This window comes from Dialister hominis, from assembly GCF_007164725.1.
Lineage (GTDB): Bacteria > Bacillota > Negativicutes > Veillonellales > Dialisteraceae > Dialister > Dialister hominis.
In genome coordinates, this window is sequence record NZ_AP019697.1 from 1,580,116 (window position 1) to 1,599,256 (window position 19,141).

At 52.7% G+C, this 19,141-nt stretch carries 12 protein-coding genes; 6 read left to right on the forward strand and 6 right to left on the reverse strand.

The window, feature by feature from the left end; all coding sequences use genetic code 11:
- The first annotated feature begins 232 nt into the window (after window positions 1-232).
- Window positions 233-583 (forward strand): cupin domain-containing protein, encoded by a 351-nt coding sequence (locus Dia5BBH33_RS07325; protein WP_022382357.1) that lies wholly within the window; start codon window positions 233-235, stop codon window positions 581-583.
- 161 nt (window positions 584-744) lie between these two features.
- On the opposite strand, the gene upp is transcribed toward Dia5BBH33_RS07325, so the two are convergent.
- The 4 genes from upp to Dia5BBH33_RS11380 all read right to left on the reverse strand — a co-directional run bounded on the left by upp (window position 745) and on the right by Dia5BBH33_RS11380 (window position 5,119).
- Window positions 745-1,368, reverse strand: a complete 624-nt coding sequence (gene upp / locus Dia5BBH33_RS07330) for a uracil phosphoribosyltransferase (protein ID WP_022381822.1) — start codon at window positions 1,366-1,368, stop codon at window positions 745-747.
- Window positions 1,369-1,458: 90 nt separating this feature from the next.
- Window positions 1,459-2,100 carry a CpXC domain-containing protein gene (locus Dia5BBH33_RS07335; protein ID WP_108850726.1) on the reverse strand — a complete coding sequence of 214 codons (642 nt, stop codon included), beginning with the start codon at window positions 2,098-2,100 and terminating at the stop codon, window positions 1,459-1,461.
- A gap of 95 nt (window positions 2,101-2,195) precedes the next feature.
- Window positions 2,196-3,449: a 3-isopropylmalate dehydratase large subunit gene (locus Dia5BBH33_RS07340; protein WP_198419599.1), complete on the reverse strand. Its 1,254-nt coding sequence runs from the start codon at window positions 3,447-3,449 to the stop codon at window positions 2,196-2,198.
- Window positions 3,449-5,119 carry a LeuD/DmdB family oxidoreductase small subunit gene (locus Dia5BBH33_RS11380; protein ID WP_198419600.1) on the reverse strand — a complete coding sequence of 557 codons (1,671 nt, stop codon included), beginning with the start codon at window positions 5,117-5,119 and terminating at the stop codon, window positions 3,449-3,451. The genes Dia5BBH33_RS07340 and Dia5BBH33_RS11380 overlap by 1 nt, the downstream gene beginning before the upstream one ends.
- A gap of 622 nt (window positions 5,120-5,741) precedes the next feature.
- Between Dia5BBH33_RS11380 and Dia5BBH33_RS07350 the strand changes: the two genes are divergently transcribed.
- The 3 genes from Dia5BBH33_RS07350 to Dia5BBH33_RS07360 all read left to right on the forward strand — a co-directional run bounded on the left by Dia5BBH33_RS07350 (window position 5,742) and on the right by Dia5BBH33_RS07360 (window position 9,350).
- A complete protein-coding gene (locus Dia5BBH33_RS07350; RefSeq protein ID WP_022381826.1) occupies window positions 5,742-6,641 on the forward strand; it encodes a LysR family transcriptional regulator in 900 nt (299 codons plus the stop codon).
- 371 nt (window positions 6,642-7,012) lie between these two features.
- The gene (locus tag Dia5BBH33_RS07355; protein ID WP_143332651.1) at window positions 7,013-8,143 is read left to right on the forward strand and encodes a trans-sulfuration enzyme family protein; all 1,131 of its coding nucleotides are present in this window, start codon (window positions 7,013-7,015) and stop codon (window positions 8,141-8,143) included.
- A 28-nt stretch (window positions 8,144-8,171) separates the two neighbouring features.
- Window positions 8,172-9,350, forward strand: coding sequence for a MalY/PatB family protein (locus Dia5BBH33_RS07360; RefSeq protein WP_143332652.1), 1,179 nt, complete (start codon window positions 8,172-8,174; stop codon window positions 9,348-9,350).
- A 62-nt stretch (window positions 9,351-9,412) separates the two neighbouring features.
- On the opposite strand, the gene Dia5BBH33_RS07365 is transcribed toward Dia5BBH33_RS07360, so the two are convergent.
- Complete coding sequence (locus tag Dia5BBH33_RS07365) at window positions 9,413-10,573, reverse strand: MFS transporter (protein WP_232518029.1); 1,161 nt, start codon at window positions 10,571-10,573, stop codon at window positions 9,413-9,415.
- Window positions 10,574-10,862: 289 nt separating this feature from the next.
- Between Dia5BBH33_RS07365 and Dia5BBH33_RS07370 the strand changes: the two genes are divergently transcribed.
- A complete protein-coding gene (locus Dia5BBH33_RS07370; protein ID WP_143332654.1) occupies window positions 10,863-14,297 on the forward strand; it encodes a PD-(D/E)XK nuclease family protein in 3,435 nt (1,144 codons plus the stop codon).
- On the forward strand, window positions 14,290-18,198 hold the full coding sequence (addA, locus tag Dia5BBH33_RS07375) for a helicase-exonuclease AddAB subunit AddA (protein WP_162501776.1): 3,909 nt from the start codon (window positions 14,290-14,292) through the stop codon (window positions 18,196-18,198). Before Dia5BBH33_RS07370 ends, addA begins: the two co-directional genes overlap by 8 nt.
- A gap of 61 nt (window positions 18,199-18,259) precedes the next feature.
- Here the strand turns inward: addA and Dia5BBH33_RS07380 are convergent, their stop codons facing one another.
- Window positions 18,260-19,084 carry a basic amino acid ABC transporter substrate-binding protein gene (locus Dia5BBH33_RS07380; RefSeq protein WP_143332656.1) on the reverse strand — a complete coding sequence of 275 codons (825 nt, stop codon included), beginning with the start codon at window positions 19,082-19,084 and terminating at the stop codon, window positions 18,260-18,262.
- Window positions 19,085-19,141: the final 57 nt, after the last annotated feature.

Below are 19,141 nucleotides of genomic sequence, written 5' to 3' on the forward strand. Positions count from 1 at the left end.
GATTTATAGATACTAACACTGTTATTTTACATCAAATCAGCCTCGTTGTCACCCGTTCTGCGTTTTATACCGTTTATCACCCCTCATAAATTTTTTATCCTTGCAAAATGTTCTGTAGTATAGTAAAATTCGTTTGGTTCTAAGTTTTAGCGTTGACTAATCCTCAACATATAGTATAATGAAGATAAAGATAGGACAAATTCTATCTTTGATCACGCTAAAGGAGGACCACATGGAGGAAAAGCAATTTATTCGCCATTTACCCAGAGCATCCGTGCTCACTTTGAAGGATCAGATCTCCTATCAGGAAGGTCAGATCGCAAGCAAGACGCTGGCGCAAAACAAAAACGTCAGCCTAACCCTCTTTGCCTTTGATAAAGACGAAGAGATCAGCTCTCATCAGTCCACGGGCGATGCCATGATCCAGGTACTGGAAGGAAAAGCTCGCATCATGGTCGGCAAGGAATTCTTCGAGGTTTCCGAAGGAGAATCCATACTGATGCCTCATGACGTAGACCATGCAGTCTATGCGCTGGAACCAATGAAAATGTGTTTGACCGTTGTATTCCCTTATGAAAGATGAAGGGATTTAACGGACCGGAACTCCGTCCCCCCGGCGGCTCCGGGTTAAAAAGAGAGACTTCCCCCGAGTCTCTCTTTTCTTTTGCCCGAAATCCTCTCGAGGAGCATAGAGTTGTAAATAAAAAAACGGAACCGCTTTGCGTGGTCCCGTTTTTTATTGTATTACTTGGTTCCGAAGATACGGTCGCCGGCATCGCCGAGACCTGGGAGGATGTAGTTATGATCATCGAGCTGACGATCGAGGGCAGCTGTGTAGATCGGCACATCAGGATGAGCCTGGTTGACGACTTCAACGCCTTCCGGTGCGGATACGAGGCACATGAACTTAATGTTCTTTACGCCTTTTTCCTTCATCATGTTGATGGCTGCGACAGCGCTTCCGCCGGTTGCGAGCATCGGGTCGACGATGATGAAATCGCGGTTGTCCACATCCGGCAGCTTGCAGTAGTATTCGATCGGCTTGGATGTTTCCGGATCGCGGTAGAGGCCGATAACGCCGACTCTTGCAGACGGCATCAGTTCAAGAAGGCCGTCCACCATGCCGAAGCCTGCGCGGAGGATCGGAACGATGCCGACTTTCTTGCCGGCTACGCGGCGGCCGCGCATCTTTTCGAGCGGGGTCTCCACTTCGACGTCTTCGAGCGGAAGATCACGGGTGATTTCATAACCCATGAGGAGTGTAATTTCCTGGAGCAGGCGGCGGAACTCGCTGGAGCTTGTTTCCTTGGACCGCATGATCGTGAGTTTGTGTTGAATGAGCGGGTGATCAATAATATGAATCTGCATGATTGCCTCCCTGTAATTTAGACTATTCTGTAATTCGCCTTAACCATTTTAGCACAATAAGTGAAAAAGTGTAGGAAAATTTCAAAAGAATCAGCCCATTTCACCCACCACGCGGTCAGCCCATGCGCGGTCGATGACAAAAATGCCTCTGGAATAGAAGTCAAGCCTGGATTCAGCCGCATTCTTCACTACCTTGTACAGGTCCATGTCAAATTCCATGGATGCGATCATCTTGTCCTTGCTTCTGAAAAGGAATCCATGCTCGCCGTCGTCATTCATAGCAAAGAGGATTTCATCGATGCCCTTGTCGGCATACGTTTCCTCGACATTGTGCCAGACGCTGCTCTTGATGATTTCCACGACGCGGTCGTCAAGGCCTGCATCAAGGATCATCAGCTTTTCACGGAAATCGTTGTAGGAGCGGACGATTCTCATCGTGTAGTCTGGAAGATCCTTCTGCCGGGCAGAGAGGATGGACATCATCTGGTTCCATGCATCGCCTTCGACGGATACGAAGACCATGTACTTGTCTTCCATCTGATGATACAGGAAATTGTAATTCAAGAGAGCAGTCGCGCCGCAGTCGGGGCAGGTATAGCGGAAAGCATCCCCCGTCCTGACGGCTTCCTTCAATTCCGGATCCTGCTTCGTATTGATGCTATCCCAGACTTTGAATTCATGCTTGCTGCCGCAGGCCGGGCAGGTGATTTCAGACATTGAGCTTTGTGACATTAGAACCTCCGTGATTCATTAAATGATATGCTTTCCTTCTATTATACCGTACAAGGAGCGGAAATAAATTCCATACGGCAGACTTTCCCATATTTTTACAAATGGGCCGGATCGGTGATGACGCCTTTGACGGCTGTCGCCGCGGCCACGGCAGGAGAAGCAAGGTAGGCTTTTGCTTTCGCAGAGCCGAAGCGCCCCAGGAAATTCCTGTTGTTCGTGCCGAGCATCACTTCCCCGTCCCCCATGAGGGCCATCGTGCGTCCTTCGCAGAAGGAGCAGTACGGAGGCGTCACAAGAGCGCCTGCCTCGACGAAGGTCTGGATCCAGCCGCGCTTTACGGCTTCTTCCATAATGGAGGCGGAAGCCGGCGCCACGATGAATTTAAGGTCTTCTGCTATATGGCGTCCCTTCAGGATCTTTGCCGCTTCTTCGAGGTCCTCCAGCCTTCCGTTCGTACAGGAACCGAGGCAAACCTGATCGACCTTCACCCCTTCGACTTCAGAAAGCGGACGGATGTTGTCGACATGGGGCGGACAGGCAACGACGGGCACAAGGTCTTCTGCCTGGTAGAAGAGTTCCCTTTCATAGACGGCATCCTCGTCTGCCTTGACCCATGAAATGGATTCATAGGGCATTTTGCAGTAAGCTGCCGTCTTTTCATCGGCGGCAAAAAGGCCTGCCTTGGCGCCGCATTCGACGACCATGTTGGATATCGTCAGGCGGCTGTCGACAGAAAGGCTCTCCACGGCGCTTCCCGTAAATTCAAGGGAGCGGTACGTCCCTCCTGCCGCGCGGAGATCGCCCAGCACGCGAAGAATGATGTCCTTGGAATAAACATTGGACGGGATTTTCCCTTCAATGCGTACCTTGATCGAGGACGGCACGCGGAGCCACAATTTCCCTGTCCCCCATAAGTATGCCATTTCCGTATATCCAATGCCCGTACCGAAGCAGCCGACACCGCCGGCCGTCGTCGTGTGGGAGTCGGTGCCGAGGAGGATTTCTCCCGGCTTCCCGTAGCCCAGCTCGGGGATGAGCTGATGGCAGATGCCGCCAGAAGCATGGAAATGACCGACATGGTACTTGTCACGCAGCTTGTACCCGTAAGAAAGGCTGTCCGGATCGGTTGGAAGGCAGGCCGGATTCAGATGGTCATGGAAAATGATGAGACGCTCCGGATACATGGCCTTTTCAAATCCCATTTCCATAAGCTTCTCATAAAGGCTCTTCGTATAAATATCATGGACGACCGCCCGATCCGGCGTGACCGTCACAAGATCGCCCGGATGAAGATCGGCAAGGCCCGTATTCTTCATGATGATCTTTTCAGCAAGAGTATGTCCCATCATTACCTCCCCCTTTCCTTCTGTACATGCTTCACAAGCCCGCCGTCCATGATGAGCGAAAGAAGGTCGCCCCTCACTTTGGGAATCGGATACTTTTTTCCTTTGCATAGGATGTATTCATTCGGGACGACGATGACCGTATCGCCCTCTTCCACATCATCAAAGAGCGCGGCGCATTCAATCGGAAGGATGCCGTTATTGACAGCATTCCGGAAAAATATGCGCGCAAAGGACTTGGCGATGATGCAGCGGATGCCGCTTTCAGAAAGGACCTCGGCGGCCTGTTCCCTAGAAGAACCGCATCCGAAATTGTTTCCCGCGACAAGGACGTCTCCTTCCCTGACTTCTTCTGCAAGCTCAGGCCGGAGCAGCTCGAACATGTGCTTTTTGATTTCATCCCAGGACGGATAGGAAAGATGCTGCGTCGGGATGATGATGTCCGTATCAATATCGTCTCCGAACTTCCACACGCGGCCGGAGAAGGCGAGGATCGGATCAGCACTCAGGCTCTTTGTTCCCAAAGCAGGCTTTTCGGATTCTTCCGCCTTTTCCTCAAAAAGCACCGGTGCTTCAGCCTCTTCCTGTCTCTTTCTTTTCAGGAATTCGGCTCCGATATACCCTCTCACGGCAGCATTGGCCGCTCTTTCCGTGCTGACATGGAAGACGGCCGCCTCGATTTCATCCCCGTAATCCTTATTGTCATTCGTAAGGAGTATTTCGCCCTTTCCTGCCTTTGCCTCATAAGATGGATCGGCGCACTGATTGAGGAAAATACCGCCTGCATCCATGATGTCCTTGATATATCCAAGGTCAGCGGCCTTTTTGTATACCTCCGCTGTGGCAGGAGCCACGGAAAGACGGACACCGTCAGATACATGCTCCCCGCGGATGATGTCAGCGGCATGCTTGATATCTTCCAGAAAACCGCCCTGCGCGCCGCCTATGAAGACAGCGGAAATCGGGATCCGTCCCTTCTGGCTGATTTCCTTTCCCTCATGGATGACGACAGAGGGAACGTACTGGATCCGGATATGGGATCCCTGCACGTTTTCTTTCACAAAAGCCGTGCATCCGGAGGCTCTTCCTGCGGCCATGCACATGACAGCAAGCTCTTCCTTCCTGAATTCTTGAAGCTCTCCTGAAATACACACGGGCATCCCTTGGGGAATCTTTTTGGAAAGCGCATAGGCCTTATCGTAATTGCAGGGGCGGTATCCTTCCCTGAAAAACCGGTCATACCTCGTTTCCTTTGTGCTTAGAAAAACATTGAATACGCCGCCTTCCTGGATGGAGAAGGATCCCGTAAGAAGCACTTCTTCAAGGCCTTCCTCATCAAGGCAGTAACCCTTCCCGCCAAAGGCGCCCATCACATAGACGTCAGGATCTCCGGATACGGCAATAAAGCCCTCGGGGAGGGACTCTTCCACCAGCAGATGGAAAGCCATTCCTCTCCCGTACGCATGAGGAATATCAAGCTTCCTTGCAAGCGCAAGCACCTCCTGCTGCCTTTTGGATTCTTCCGGTGAATTCGGCGGCACCTTCTTGTCGATCACGACCCTGATCTTCTCAGTATCCCAGAGCTTCCTTCCGCTCTCGGCCGCTTTTTTCAGCGCAGCAAAGCCTTTCTCTTCATTGAGGACAACTACATCAGCCTCATATGTTTTTATTTTCATTCCATAAGTCCCTCCCACCCTTCTTTTCTTCTCATTATACAGATAAAAGGAAAGCACAAACAGGGAGAACCCAATAAAAAATCCCGCTTTCGCGGGCAAAAAAAAATAGATCCCCATAGGAAGATGAAAGGAGGGGATCAATGGCGCAAAGGCCCATATAAAATTTTGCAGCTTACGGGGCTGCTTTCTCCCATGTTTCCACGGGGCGCTGTCTACTGAAATTTCTTCAATGAATATTCATTGGCAGGTATAAGAAAAGCCAGTGCAGCTTTGCCTCCGGATGTCCCTAAGAACCGCGTTCCGGTTGGTTAAGTACAATTCTATCCATGACACCCCGTTTCGTCTAATACCGGTCAAGGATTATTTCTATTCCTGCCATGCATAAAGAAAACGGAAAATCCTCAAATTCATCCAAAAATCGCGATTTTACCGTATTATTACATTGTTAATTTTCTATATCATTTATTTATCATGCATGTCATGCATTGAAATCCTTCCTATCTTTCATAAATATTGCCTCTTTTTATTGAAACGCCCCTCTTCCTAAAGGTATAATTGAACTAACGATTATGTGTCCGGCTTATACAAAGAATGAATCCCGTATTTTATAAAGGAGTCCCCCATGGATCTCAGCCAACTGGAATATTTCCGCGCGCTTGCGCATATCCGCCACTTCACAAAAGCGGCGGCTTCCATTTCCATCTCGCAGTCCGCCCTGTCCCGCTCCATCACGAAACTGGAAAACGAGCTCGGCCATCCCCTCTTCGACCGCACGGGCCATGAAATCTCCCTCACTCCGGATGGGCAGCGTTTCCTCATCCACGTAGAGCGCGCCCTTTCTGAAATCGAGGAAGGCAGGCGGGAGCTCGACCATGAAAATGATCCGCAGGGCGGCATCATCAATCTTTCCTTCATCCATTCCCTCGGCACCTACATGCTTCCTGTCCTTCTCTCCGAATTCAAGGTGCAGAATCCTTCGACCAGGTTCAACCTGCAGCAGAACGATTCCACGCTGCTCGCGCAGGGACTGATCGACGGGACGAGCGACCTGTGCCTGGGATCCACGATGATCACGATGAAGCACATCGCCTGGTCCTACCTCTATTCCGAGGAAATTTACATCACCGTCCCTCTCCATCACCGCCTGGCCGACTGGGAGCAGGCAACGCTGAAGGATATTGAAAATGAGCCCTTCATCACGATGAAGCCGAGCTACAGCCTCAGGATCCTCACCAACCGCGTCTGCGCGCTCGCCAATGTCCATCCGAAAATCATTTTCGAAGGCGATGATACAAATACGATTGCAAGCCTTGTCGCTTCCAATCTGGGCGTTTCTCTCCTCCCGAAGATTCCAGGAAGCGATGCGATCGGCATCCGCCAGATCCACGTTTCCTTCCCGTCATGCAAGAGAGAAATCGGCATCGCATGGAACATGACGCGGCCCCTGTCTCCGGCAGCGCTTCGTTTCCATCAGTTCATCGTGAAAAGATTTGCGGACAAACGGTCCTCCACCGTCCGCTGAATTCTGATATTTCACTCATTGACAGCGCCTTTTTACCATGCTATCATGAGGTCAGTTTTATATAGGCAATGAGAAGAAGAGTAGGAAATCCGGAATGGCAAAGAGAGCTGCGGAGTGTGAGAAGCAGACCGGGAACGATTTCTGAAGATGGACTTTGAGCCTGCTTGGCTGAATCATGAAGCCGGCCGGGACTGCCCGATACAGCAGCAGGGTATTTATGGCATTGTCCGGCGTACCCGCAGAGTCTTTGCCGGTGACGGCAGGGAGAAACAGAGTGGTAACACGGCTAAGCACCGTCTCTCGTAAGAGGGGCGGTTTTTTGTTTGCCAAATCTGCCCCATTTCACGGCATTTTATAAGGAGGATTTCATTATGGACATCAAGACTATCTGCATTCATGGCGGCGATTGGAAGGATCCGACCGGCTGCATTTCCGTTCCGGTTTTCCAGAGCGCCACCTTCGGCCATCCGGAGCTTGGCCAGTCAACCGGCTATGATTACACGCGCGTACAGAACCCGACCCGCGAAAGCACGGAAAAACTCGTAGCCACTCTTGAGCACTGCTGCGACTGTACCAGCTATTCATCCGGCATGGCTGCCATTTCCATGGTCATGGAACTTTTCAAACCGGGCGATACGATCATTTCCAGTGACGACCTCTACGGCGGCTCCATCCGCCTTTTCCGCTTCGTCAATGAAAAGAACGGCCTGAACTTCCGCTATGTCAATACATCCCATCTGGATGATGTGGAAAAAGCCTTCGATGAAACGGTCAAGGCTGTCTATATCGAAACCCCGACCAACCCGATGATGCAGATCACCGATATCAAAGCCATCGCTGACATCGCTCATGCCCACGGCGCTCTCCTCATCGCAGACAATACATTCATGAGCCCGTACTTCTGCAACCCGGCTGACCTTGGCGCAGACATCATCCTCCACAGCGGCACGAAGTACCTTGCCGGCCACAACGATACCCTGGCAGGCTTCGTCGCATGCAAGGACAAGGAAATCGCTGAAAAGCTCCGCTTCCTCTATAAGACCGTCGGCGGCTGCCTCGCCCCGTGGGACAGCTGGCTCGTCACCCGCGGCATCAAGACACTGGCTCTCCGCATGGAAGCAGCCCAGAAGAACGCTCAGATTCTCGCTGAATGGCTCTCTTCCCAGAAAAAGATCACCAAAGTCCTCTACCCTGGACTTCCCGGTTTCGAAAACAAGGATATCCATGACAAGCAATCCAGAGGCGCCGGCGCTATGCTTTCCTTCTACACCGACACCCATGAGACAGCGCTGGAGATCCTCAAGAACGTCAAGCTCATCCGCTTTGCTGAAAGCCTTGGCGGCGTGGAAAGCCTCATTACCTATCCGGCTACCCAGACGCACAGCGACCTCACCGAAGAAGAAAGACAGTCCCGCGGCATCACAGAATGCCTGCTCCGCCTTTCCGTCGGCATCGAAGATGCAGGCGACCTCATCGATGACCTTGCCCAGGCTATCGGCTGATACACTATTGTCCATAAGGAGGCTTACCATGAAATTATCTGATCTTGATACCGTCATCGACCGCCGCGGAACCGGCTGCCTGAAATATGATTTCGCTGTTCAGCGCGGCAAACCTGCCGATGTTCTTCCCTTCTGGGTCGCTGACATGAACTTCAAAGTGGCTGAACCCATCCTTGACGCCTTGAGGAAACGCGTCGACCATGGCATCTTCGGCTACTCGGAATCCGGCGAATCCTACTTCGAAGCGCTGAAGAACTGGCAGAAGGAAAACTACGGCTGGGATATCGAGCCCGAATGGCTCATCAAGACCCCGGGCGTCGTTCCTGCCATCAACCTTGCCGTCAAAGCACTGACAAAGGAAGGCGACGGCATCCTCATCAACCGCCCTGTCTACTACCCCTTCCTCGAAGCCATCAGGAAGAACGGAAGGAAACTGGTGAACAGCCCGCTCATCCTCAAGAACGATCATTATGAACTTGACTTCGACGACCTCGAAGCAAAGATCAAAGCAGAAAACGTGAAGCTTGCCCTCCTCTGCTCCCCGCACAACCCTGTCGGCCGCGTGTGGACGAAGGAAGAACTTTCCCGCTACGCTGACATCTGCATCAGAAACGGCGTCAAGATCGTCGCTGATGAAATCCACGAAGACTTCACCTATCCTGGATTCACCCACACGACATTTGCCACCATCAGCAAGGAAGCTGCCCAGAATGCCATCATCTGCACAGCCCCCTCCAAGACATTCAACATCGCAGGCCTACAGACATCCAATATCCTGATCCCGAATCCGGAAATCCGGAAAGCCTTCCAGGATGCCCTTGATTCCTTCGGCTATGACCAGCTGAACACGATGGGCCTTGTTGCCTGCGAAGCTGCTTACAGCTATGGCCGCGAATGGCTCGACACCGTCAAGGAATACATCCGCCTGAACGTCGACTTCACGAGAGATTACCTCAAGGAAAACCTGCCGAAGATGAAACTCATCGAACCGGAAGGCACCTACCTCCTCTGGATCGACGCTTCCGCCTACGGCCTTTCCGACGAAGACCTCGAGCACAAAGTCGTCTATGACTGCCACCTCTGGCTCGACATGGGATACATCTTCGGACCGGAAGGAAACGGCTTCCTCCGCTTCAATCCCGCCTGCCCGAGAGAGACCCTCATCAAAGGCCTCACCCTTTTGAAAGAAGGCTTTGAAGGGAAATAAAAGCAAGCAAAAAGACCATGCACAAAATCCATGCATGGTCTTTTTTATTGCTATATTTAATTTCAGGCTTCCACGGCTGCGCGTTTCATGACTCTTTTTCCGGAGGTCTTTCTCCAGAAGAAGTAGTAAGCAAGGCCTGCCAGAGCGGAAGCTAAGCAGACGACGCCGTACATGAAGGGGTAGCCTTCGGAGCCTGCGACGGCGCCTAAGATGGCTGCGGCAAGTCCTACGCTGATATCAAGGGACCAGAAGTAGGTGGATGTGGCAACGCCTGCGCGGGCAGCCGGTGCGCTCTGCACGGCCAGTGTCTGGAAGGCAGGGGCGAGTGCTCCAAAGCCTACGCCTAAAATGGTGCCGGAGAAAAGAAGGGTGAAAGGGCTGTGTGCCTGGCTGAAGAGGATGAATCCCAGAGCGAAGAGGCCAAAGCCCGGATAGACTGTATAGTCCGGTCCATGGTAATCGAAGAGGTAGCCGACAAAAGGTCTAGTTACGACGATGACGATGGCAAAGACGACGAAGAAGAGGCTCGTCCAGTAAGCCAGGCCCATCGATCTTGTGTACATCGGGATGAAGGTAAGGACACCGCCGTAAGCAAAGAAGACAAGTCCGCCCAGGATAACGAAGGGAAGTGCTTTCTTTTCAAAGAAGTCGCTCACATGAATGCCCTTCTTCTTTTCGCCGGAAGGTTTGACGACGTCGTCCGGGAGGCGTTTCCTGTTTCCTGCAATGACTGCGGCAATCGCAAGAAGGCAGAGGAAGCCGAAGAGCATTTTCGAGCCGAACCAGCCGATGATCAGAAGACCCACGAGAGGCCCGATGACCATGGCCATATTTCCGGATACGGCAAAGTAGCCGATACCTTCGCCCTTTCTTTTGGCAGGAAGGACGAGAGCCGCCATGGCTGCCGATGCGGTCGTGCCGATGGCAAAGACGATGCCATGGACAAGACGAAGCCCGTAAACCATGTGGAGGTTTGATGCCAGAAGGAAGCCTCCCATGATGAGAACGAAGAAGACGGTCGAAATGAGAAGAAGCTTCTGCTTGTTCACGCCGTCAATGATGCGTCCCGCGATCGGCCTCGTGCAGACGGTCCCGATCTGAAAACAGGTCATCGCCATCCCCGCTGCAAGCTGTCCGTCGCCCAGGTCATCCATGATGAAGACTGGCAAAGCGGCTATCAAAATATACTGTGACATGAAATAAAAGAAATTCGTAAGACCCATCCCGATAAATTCAGGAGTCCAAAGCTTTTGCTGCGGCATACTATCACCTATTTCCTTTCACCGGCGCAACGGTAATTTATTTTTACCTATTAATAGAAAACATCTATAATGGAGACGTTTCTCTATTATAGCACAGGATTTAGAAAATGGTAAAAATTTTTGGAAACTCCCCCGCCCTTTCTTTTTCATGTCATAACCTGTCCTCCTTTCTGCTATAATAAAAGTGTCATAGTATAATAGAAACAAATAAAGGAATGCTTGGCGGGTCTGCCGCCAGAAAGGACATCCCATGAGCTTACATTTCATATTCGGCCGCGCGGGTACAGGAAAGACGACCCGCTGCTGCCGGGAAATCCAGGATTATGTACGCGGGGAAACGGGAAGGAAGGCTTTCCTTCTCGTGCCGGATCAGGGAACGTACACGGCTGAGTACCTGCTCGCGAAATCATTTCCGGGCGAAGGCTTCACAGACGTCACCGTCTGCGGATTCTCGCGCCTTGCCTACCGCGTCTTTCAGGAACTGCACTCGCCGGTCGCAGAAGCCCTCTCGCCGCTTGGGCAGCAGATCATCGTAAGAAGGATCCTTGATGAAAAGAAGGATGAGCTCCAGATGATCGTCAAGGCTGCGTCCCACCCGCATTTTTCGGAAGAAGTGCGCCTCCTTCTCCACCAGCTCGACCTTTTCTGCGTAACGGAAAATGATCTTGCTGCTGCCGCAGAAGAGGAAGGGGACACGCCACTCGGACGTAAGATGAAGGATCTCTCCATCATCTATACGGCTTACAATGAATACCTCCGCAGCCATTTCAATTATGAAGGCAGCCTTTTCGACCTTCTGGCGCACGAAATCCCCAAGTCCGACATGATCCGCCATTCACGCATCTGGATCGACGGCTTCAACGGCATGGCGCCGCAGAAAATCAATATCGTTTCCGCCCTCATCCATACGGCAGAAGAAGTCACGATGACGCTGCAGATGGACAGGCCGGAAGATGCCGCAGAGAATACGACCTTCCTTCGTCCTTACAAGCTGTACGAGGACCTGTCCCTTCGTGAGCGCCATTCGGACTTCACGACGCTTACGGAAAAAGTCCGCTTCCATTCTCCCCGCCTTTCTTCGATGGATGAATCCTTCTTTGCCAGACGCGCTCTTTCCTGCCCGCTTCCCAAGGAGAAAAACGTGCGCCCTGAAGAAGGGCTCCACATCCTCCGCGCCGCAAGGAAAGAAGAAGAAGTGGATGCGATTTCCCGTGCCATCTTGACACTCGTCCGTGACAAGGGCTTCCGCTGGAGGGACATCCTTGTCCTTCTAAGGACACCTGACGATTACACGGATATTTTCGAGCGCTCTTTTGAGAAATACAAGATCGCCGCCTTCATTGACAAGAAGCATCCGATGAACAACCATCCGCTCGTCATGATGACGGACGGCCTTCTCCGCTTCCTGACAGCCGAGACGACGAGAAAGAATTCGGGCTGGCAGAAGGAAACGATTTTCCGCCTCTTGAAGACCTTCCTCCTGCGCGATTTCACGCCCGAGGAAACAGACCGTCTTGAAAACTACGTCCTCTCCCACGGCATCCGCGCCTGGCAGTGGCATAAAGCATGGAAATTCCGTGAATACTGGGATATCGACGCAGAAGCGCAGCCGCCTTCCGAAAAGGAGCTTGCTGCCCTCCGGGAAGCCAATGACTGGAGAGTCCGTCTCACAAGCCTCCTCGATCCCCTTGCCTCCGCATGGAAGAAGGCTAAGACGGTCCGCGAAAAGTGCGCACTTTTATATCAGTTCTACCTCGACGAAAAGGTACCGGATACACTTGCCGGGCTCGATGATGTCGAATCTCTTCATACGAATATCCGCACGCACCTTCAGGTGTGGAAGAAGATGCTCTCGCTTCTGGACGAAATCGTCCATGCTGCCGGCGATGAAATCATGAGCGGAAAGGATTTCCTCTCCCTTCTCGAAGACGGGCTTTCCTCGCTCACGTACTCGACCATTCCGCCGTCCCTTGACCATGTGACGGTCACAGGCATGGACCGCGGGTATGCCATGGAAGCGCGCGCCGTCTTCATCCCGGGCATCTGCGAAGGGGATTTCCCGAAGAATATCGGGGAATCCGGCTTCTTCACAGAATCGGAAAGGCAGAAGATTTTCGCAGAAAGCCGCCTCCGCTTCGGCGCCGATCTCATGCAGGTCGTCCATCAGGAGCAGTTCTACTGCTACCTGGCCCTGACGCGCGCCTCGGACGTCCTCTACCTCTCCCTTCCCGCTGTCAGGGAAGACGGCACGGAAACCGAGCCTTCGCTCCTTCTGACGCAGCTCTCCGGCCTCGGTTATCCGTCGGAAGACATCCACGTCCTTCCGCCGTCCCCGGCCAATGATGATGCGTCCTTCTTCTGCAATCCCGATCAGGCGCTTTCCCTTCTCCCTTCCATCCTGCGCGAAAGCATCCCGGAGAAGGATTCCCGCTGGGCAGGCCTTGCCGCATGGGCAAAAAACAATTCTTCTTATGGCACTACTCTTTGGTTAAAGATGCAAAGCCTCCACTATTCCAATGAGGCAGAGCCGCTCCCGCTGGACATTGCCGCGCGCCTCTTCAAGCCGGGCGGAAGGTTCTTAAGCTCCGTCACCCGCCTTGAAAATTACCGCGGCTGCGCATACCGCTATTTCCTGCAGTACGGCCTTGGCATCAAGGAAAGGGATACAGGAGACCTCCAGTCGCTCGACTTCGGCAACTACCTCCATGCATCGCTCCACCGTTTCGGAAGCGTCCTGGGGAAGGAGAACAAGCAGTGGAGAGATGCGACGGATGAGGACATCGAGAACCTTTCGAGCAAGATTGCCTCCTCCATCGCGCCCCGCGTCCGCTACGGCGCCCTTCATTCCGATGCGGCCTCCCGCTATACGGAAAATGCGCTCAATAAGACATTCAAGAATACACTTTCTTCCTTAAGGGAATGGAGTAAGTCGAGCTCCTTTGACACGAAAGCCCTGGAGCACAAGTTCTTCCTGCACCTTCGGGCAGAAAACGGGGAGACCTTCACGCTGAACGGCAAAATCGACCGCGTCGATATGCTTGGCGAGAACGTCGCTGTCTACGACTACAAGACGGGCCATACGACGGCAAGCCTTGTGGAAATCGTCAGCGGCCTCAAGCTCCAGCTTCTCACCTACCTTCTGGGCCTCATGGAAGAGGCAGATGGAAATCCGCTCCTTCCTGCCGCCCTCATGTATATTTACCTTTCAGGCGATGTCAAGATCGTCTCGTCCGTGCCGCGTAATGGTATTCCGGATCTTCCGGCCAAGGACGGTGCATCCGGCTTTATCACTTCATCGGGTGCAACCGTTTACGATCTCGACAGCCGCGCAGGCAGTAATGACTCGATCCTTCCTGTCCGCATGAAGAATGACGGAGATCCGTATAATACAGGAAATGTGCTCTCCAAGGAAGATTTCGATCATCTTCTGCGGATCGTGAAGAAGAGGATCATCATGCTCTATGAAGAGATGATTTCCGGCAGGATCGATATCCGTCCCGTCCGCTTCAAGGGAAGCTCGCCCTGCAAGTACTGCCCATACCACTCCATCTGCCGCTTCGACCCGAGCCGCAGGGAAGAAAATTACGATTACATCCATGCTGTCAGCGACAAAGATATGAAGCGTGAGCTTCCAGGGATAGCATTCGATATGACAAAACCAAGAAAGGAGGATGACAATGGCTAACCGCTGGACCCCGGCGCAGCAGGAAGCGCTGGATACAAGAAACAAGAATCTCCTGCTCTCAGCTGCTGCAGGAAGCGGCAAGACCGCAGTCCTCACCGAACGCATCACGCGCATCGCAGGCGACATGGAAAGCGGCATCGATATCAACGAGCTTCTCGTCCTCACTTTCACAAAGGCAGCCGCTGCTGAAATGAAGAGCCGCGTCTCGGCGTCTTTGACAAACAAGCTCCGCGAAGCGGATGCGGAGAACAATCTGCCCCTCATCCATCACTTAGAGCGCCAGCTCTCTCTCATGGGAAGCGCGCAGATTTCCACGCTCGACTCCTTCTTCCAGTCGCTTCTCCGCCAGTACTTCTACCTCCTCGATCTGGATCCCAAGACACAGATCATGGCAGATGAAAACGAAGGATACCTGCTGAAGGAAGCCGTCCTTGCCGAAGTGCTGGAAAGATGGTACGAAGAAGCGGACCCGGATTTCCTCAAAACGGCCGACCTCTTTGCCAGCCGCTACCAGGACCGCGACCTGAAGGATACGATCCTGCGCATCCACAACTTCTCCTGCTCGATGCCATTCCCGATCGACTGGCTCAAGCATCTGCCCGATCCTTACAACATCCCCGATGGTACGAAGCTGGACGACATTCCCTGGAGCTATGATTTCCTTGCCTCGATCATTTCTACTTCGGAGAAGATCAGCGAATACTACCGGCGCGCTTTTGAAATCATGGATCAGAATGATGCAGCGCGTGCCGTCTACAGTGACCAGCTTTCGAATGAATACAGCTTCATTTCCTCTCTCGCCGAAGTTTCTTCCTGGAAAGACCTCTATGATCTTCCCTCCTTTACCTTCGCCCGTCTCACAATCGCAACCGCCAAGGTGCTGAAGCCCTATAAAATGCTTGTCAAAGAGTTCAATGCCACTCCGGATGCCGAGACCATCAAGGCTCTCCGGAAGCAGGCTGCGGCTACGTATAATAAGTCGATAGCTCCCCTGATCGGGATTTCCGAAGACCAGTGGATCGGAGAGACGCGCAATATGGCTCCGATCGTGAAGGTGCTCTCTGACATTACCATCGACTTCACGCATTCTCTTTCGGAGAGGAAACGCCAGGAAGGCGTCATGGACTTCAATGATCTGGAGCACTATGTCTTAGACGTCCTCGTCGACAAGGATGATCCGGCATTCACGCCTGAGACGGCCGCTGATTTCCCGTCGGAAGCCGCTCTTGCCATACGCTCACGTTACAAGGAAGTCATGATCGATGAGTACCAGGACACGAACGGCGTGCAGGAACTCATCACCTCCCTTCTCTCCAGCGGAGACAACCGCTTCATGGTCGGCGACATCAAGCAGAGCATTTACCGCTTCCGTCAGGCGGACCCGACGATATTCCTCGGAAAGTACAATGACTTCAGCACGAATGAGGCTGCTACAGACCACAGGATCGACCTCAATAAGAATTTCCGAAGCGATGCGGCCATCCTTTCTTCCATCAATTTCATCTTCCGCCAGATCATGACGGAAAGAAATCTGGAGCTGAACTACGGGGCGGCGGAAGCGCTCTACCCGGGACGCCACGAGGAAGAGAGGCCTTCCGATTACTGCGGCGGCTCTGTCTCCATCGGCCTCATCGACAAGGATATCGAAGAGGCGCAGAATGATAATCCCAAGATCAAGGATATGGAAAACATACGCCTCGAAGGCAGGCTGATTGCGGCGAAAATCCGCAGCCTCATCGACAGCAAGGCCAAGGTCATGAACGGCGACGGCACCTTCCGCCCCATCACTTACAGTGATATCGTCATTCTTCTCCGCTCCGTGGCAGGAAAAGCCCCCATCCTTTTGAAGGTCATGGGAGAATACGGCATTCCTGCGATTTCCGACAGGGAAGACGATTACATCCAGAATCCGGAAGTCGAGACGCTCCTTGCGCTCCTCAAGATCATCGACAATCCGCTGCAGGACCTGGCGCTGACGGCTGTCCTGCGCTCTGTCTTCGTAGGCCTTGATGAAGAGGATCTTTCGCGCCTGCGACTTGCCCAGAAGGCTGCCGGTGCTGAGCATATCTGGCCTGTCCTTGGAAATGCGGATCATATCCTCAAACCGGGAGGAGCCGGCCTTGTTTCTTCCTTCCTTTCCCTCTACAAGGAATGGCGCCTGCAGGCTGTCAAGGACGGCGCAGCACCGCTCATCAGGAAGATCATCGCGGATACCGATTACCTCACTTACGTCTCCGGACTTTCCGGCGGCGAATTCAGGAAAGCACATGTCCTTGCCTTCTATCAGCTGGCTCTTTCGAGAGACAGCGGCGCCAGGAGCGGCCTCTACTCTTTCCTCACTGAGCTTTCGCGCCTGACGAAGGACGGACGTAATTTCCGCGCCAAGACGCCTTCTGTCTCTGCCGCCGATGCTGTCCGCATCATGACGATCCACAGGAGCAAGGGGCTTGAATTCCCTGTCGTCTTCCTGGTCGATGCGGCAAAAGAATTCAACCTCCGCGACACGAAGGCAACGGCCATCTGCCACAAGGACAGGGGAATCGGCATCCAGTACTATGACGAAGAGACCCATGCACGCTGGCCCAGCCTCTACTGGTATTCCGTCCGCTCCGCTTCCGAAAGGGAAAGCAAAGCCGAAGAAGCGCGCCTCCTCTACGTCGCCATGACGCGCGCAAGAGACAAGCTCTTCATTACAGCTACTTTGAAGGATACCATAAGATCCCTTGACCTCTGGATGGCCTCCCTGGCTGGCACGGAAACTGGCGAAGTCCGCCCGCTCCCGTCCTATATCACATCCGGTGCCGCTTCCTACCTTGACTGGATCATGCCGGCGGCGCTCCGTCATCGCTCATCCAAAGATGTATGGGACCGTCTCATGCGCATCCCCTCCTATGCTGACGATGCAGAAGGAGACCACTCTCTTTTCGATATTTCCATCACTCCGGAAACTTCGCTCCTCAGAGCGGATGAAACCGCGGATGCTGCAGAAACGGAAAAGCAGCTGATCGAGGTGGAAGAAACACCGGAGACGAATGCTGACCGCTTCCTTGCTTCCCTTCCTTCTGAGGTACCTGAAGATCTTTCCCGCCGCCTCACATGGAGCTACGACTTCCCGGGCGCTGCCAATACGCCGGGAAAACTGACAGCCACAGCCGCGGTCAAGCTTCGTGAAACGCTCGAAGCTTCGGAAAGCGATGAACCGCCGTATGCCTCTGAAGTCCTGGCACCGGACCTTCCTTCCCTTCCTGAAACGGAAGAGGGCGAAGAAAATGAGGAAACAGAAGGAATGAAGGAAACGCTTCCTGCCGATTATGCAGAGCCGCCTTCTTTCCTCTCCGGAGGAAAACCAGGCTTTACAGGGACTTCCTTTGGTACACTCATGCATAAGGCGATGGAAATGATAGATTTCAAGACCGTCCCGGCAACAAGGGAAGCTTTAAGAAATGAAATCATGCGCCTTACGGAATCGGGCATCTTCACGAAGGATGAAGAGGAAGTCCTCCTTTCAGAAAGAAAGTACACAAATCCTGTCGCTTCTCTCATCACCTTCGCAGAAAGCCCTCTGGGCACTCTCATGAAAGAAGCAGAGACAGTCGGGAAGGAAATGCCTTTCTCGATCCTCCTTCCTGCGGATTCCTTCTATCCCGACTGCGAAAAGGGCGAGAAGATATTCCTGCAGGGGATCATGGACTGCCTCCTTGAAACGAAGGACGGCCTTACCGTCATCGATTACAAGACGGACCGCGTCATGACCGAAGAGGAACTTCGAGAGCATTACAAGATCCAGCTTCAGGTCTACGGAGAAGCCGCTGAAAAGCTCCTCGGAAAACCCGTCGTACGCCTTTCCCTCTGGGCCTTCCGCTTAGGAAAAGCCATCGACATACCGCTTCACAGGAATTAAAGCAATCAAAAAGGATGTGAACCATTTGGAACACATCCTTTTTTGTTGGCTTGTTTTAATATTACTTGATTCCCAGTGCTTCTTCTGCTGTGGAAGGCATATCCGGAGCCGGTGTATTGAACCATTTTTCATGGAGCTTGTTCAGCGTGCCGTCTTTCTTGAGCTTGGCGATGGCAGCATTGACTTCCTGCTGCAGTTCCTTATTGTCCTTGTTGAAGCCGAAGGCAAAGTACTGGACTTTGGAATCCGGAACATCGACGACGCGGAATGCGCCCTTGCCATCGGTAGCTACGAAGTAATCGGCAGCCGGTTTATCCAGGATGCCTGCATTAGCGCCGCCGGCCTTGAGTTCCATGACGATATCGCTGGAATGATCGAAGTTTCTTGTATTCATGCCTTTTTCAGCCGCATAGTAAGCAGCGGTCGTTCCGACCTGGACAGCAACTTCCTTTTCCTTCAGGAGGTCTTCGACACTGTGGATGTCACTATCTGCCTTGGTTACGATAGCAAGTTTTGTCGCATAGAAAGGAGCGGCGAAGAGGATCTTGTCTGCTCTTTCCTTCGTTGCTGTCATGCCGGATGCCGTCATGTCCACTTCCTTGGACTGCAGAGCCGGGATCAGGCCGTCAAATGCCACGTTCTTGAATTCGACTTTCCTGTTCATGTCCTGAGCAACAGCACGGACGACGTCGATTTCATATCCTGTATAATCCTTGCCGTCCTTGGATTTGAATTCAAACGGCACGTATGTTGCGTTCGTTGCTACCTTCAGCGGTTTCAGACCTTCCGATGATGCCGCTTTCTTTTCACCGCCGCATCCGGCCATGATGCCGGCTGCCATAGCGAGAGAAGCTGCGAGAATGATACCCTTTTTCCAGTTTTTCATATTTTGCACCCCATTGCATACTACATAAATTTAATACCTATTATACAGTCATATACT

Excerpts from the sequence above, each read along its gene's own strand:
- Dia5BBH33_RS07325 (WP_022382357.1), top strand. The coding sequence starts at position 233 with ATGGAGGAAAAGCAATTTATTCGCCATTTACCCAGAGCATCCGTGCTC.
- upp (WP_022381822.1), bottom strand. The coding sequence starts at position 1,368 with ATGCAGATTCATATTATTGATCACCCGCTCATTCAACACAAACTCACG.
- Dia5BBH33_RS07335 (WP_108850726.1), bottom strand. The coding sequence starts at position 2,100 with ATGTCACAAAGCTCAATGTCTGAAATCACCTGCCCGGCCTGCGGCAGC.
- Dia5BBH33_RS07340 (WP_198419599.1), bottom strand. The coding sequence starts at position 3,449 with ATGATGGGACATACTCTTGCTGAAAAGATCATCATGAAGAATACGGGC.
- Dia5BBH33_RS11380 (WP_198419600.1), bottom strand. The coding sequence starts at position 5,119 with ATGAAAATAAAAACATATGAGGCTGATGTAGTTGTCCTCAATGAAGAG.
- Dia5BBH33_RS07350 (WP_022381826.1), top strand. The coding sequence starts at position 5,742 with ATGGATCTCAGCCAACTGGAATATTTCCGCGCGCTTGCGCATATCCGC.
- Dia5BBH33_RS07355 (WP_143332651.1), top strand. The coding sequence starts at position 7,013 with ATGGACATCAAGACTATCTGCATTCATGGCGGCGATTGGAAGGATCCG.
- Dia5BBH33_RS07360 (WP_143332652.1), top strand. The coding sequence starts at position 8,172 with ATGAAATTATCTGATCTTGATACCGTCATCGACCGCCGCGGAACCGGC.
- Dia5BBH33_RS07365 (WP_232518029.1), bottom strand. The coding sequence starts at position 10,573 with ATGGGTCTTACGAATTTCTTTTATTTCATGTCACAGTATATTTTGATA.
- Dia5BBH33_RS07370 (WP_143332654.1), top strand. The coding sequence starts at position 10,863 with ATGAGCTTACATTTCATATTCGGCCGCGCGGGTACAGGAAAGACGACC.
- addA (WP_162501776.1), top strand. The coding sequence starts at position 14,290 with ATGGCTAACCGCTGGACCCCGGCGCAGCAGGAAGCGCTGGATACAAGA.
- Dia5BBH33_RS07380 (WP_143332656.1), bottom strand. The coding sequence starts at position 19,084 with ATGAAAAACTGGAAAAAGGGTATCATTCTCGCAGCTTCTCTCGCTATG.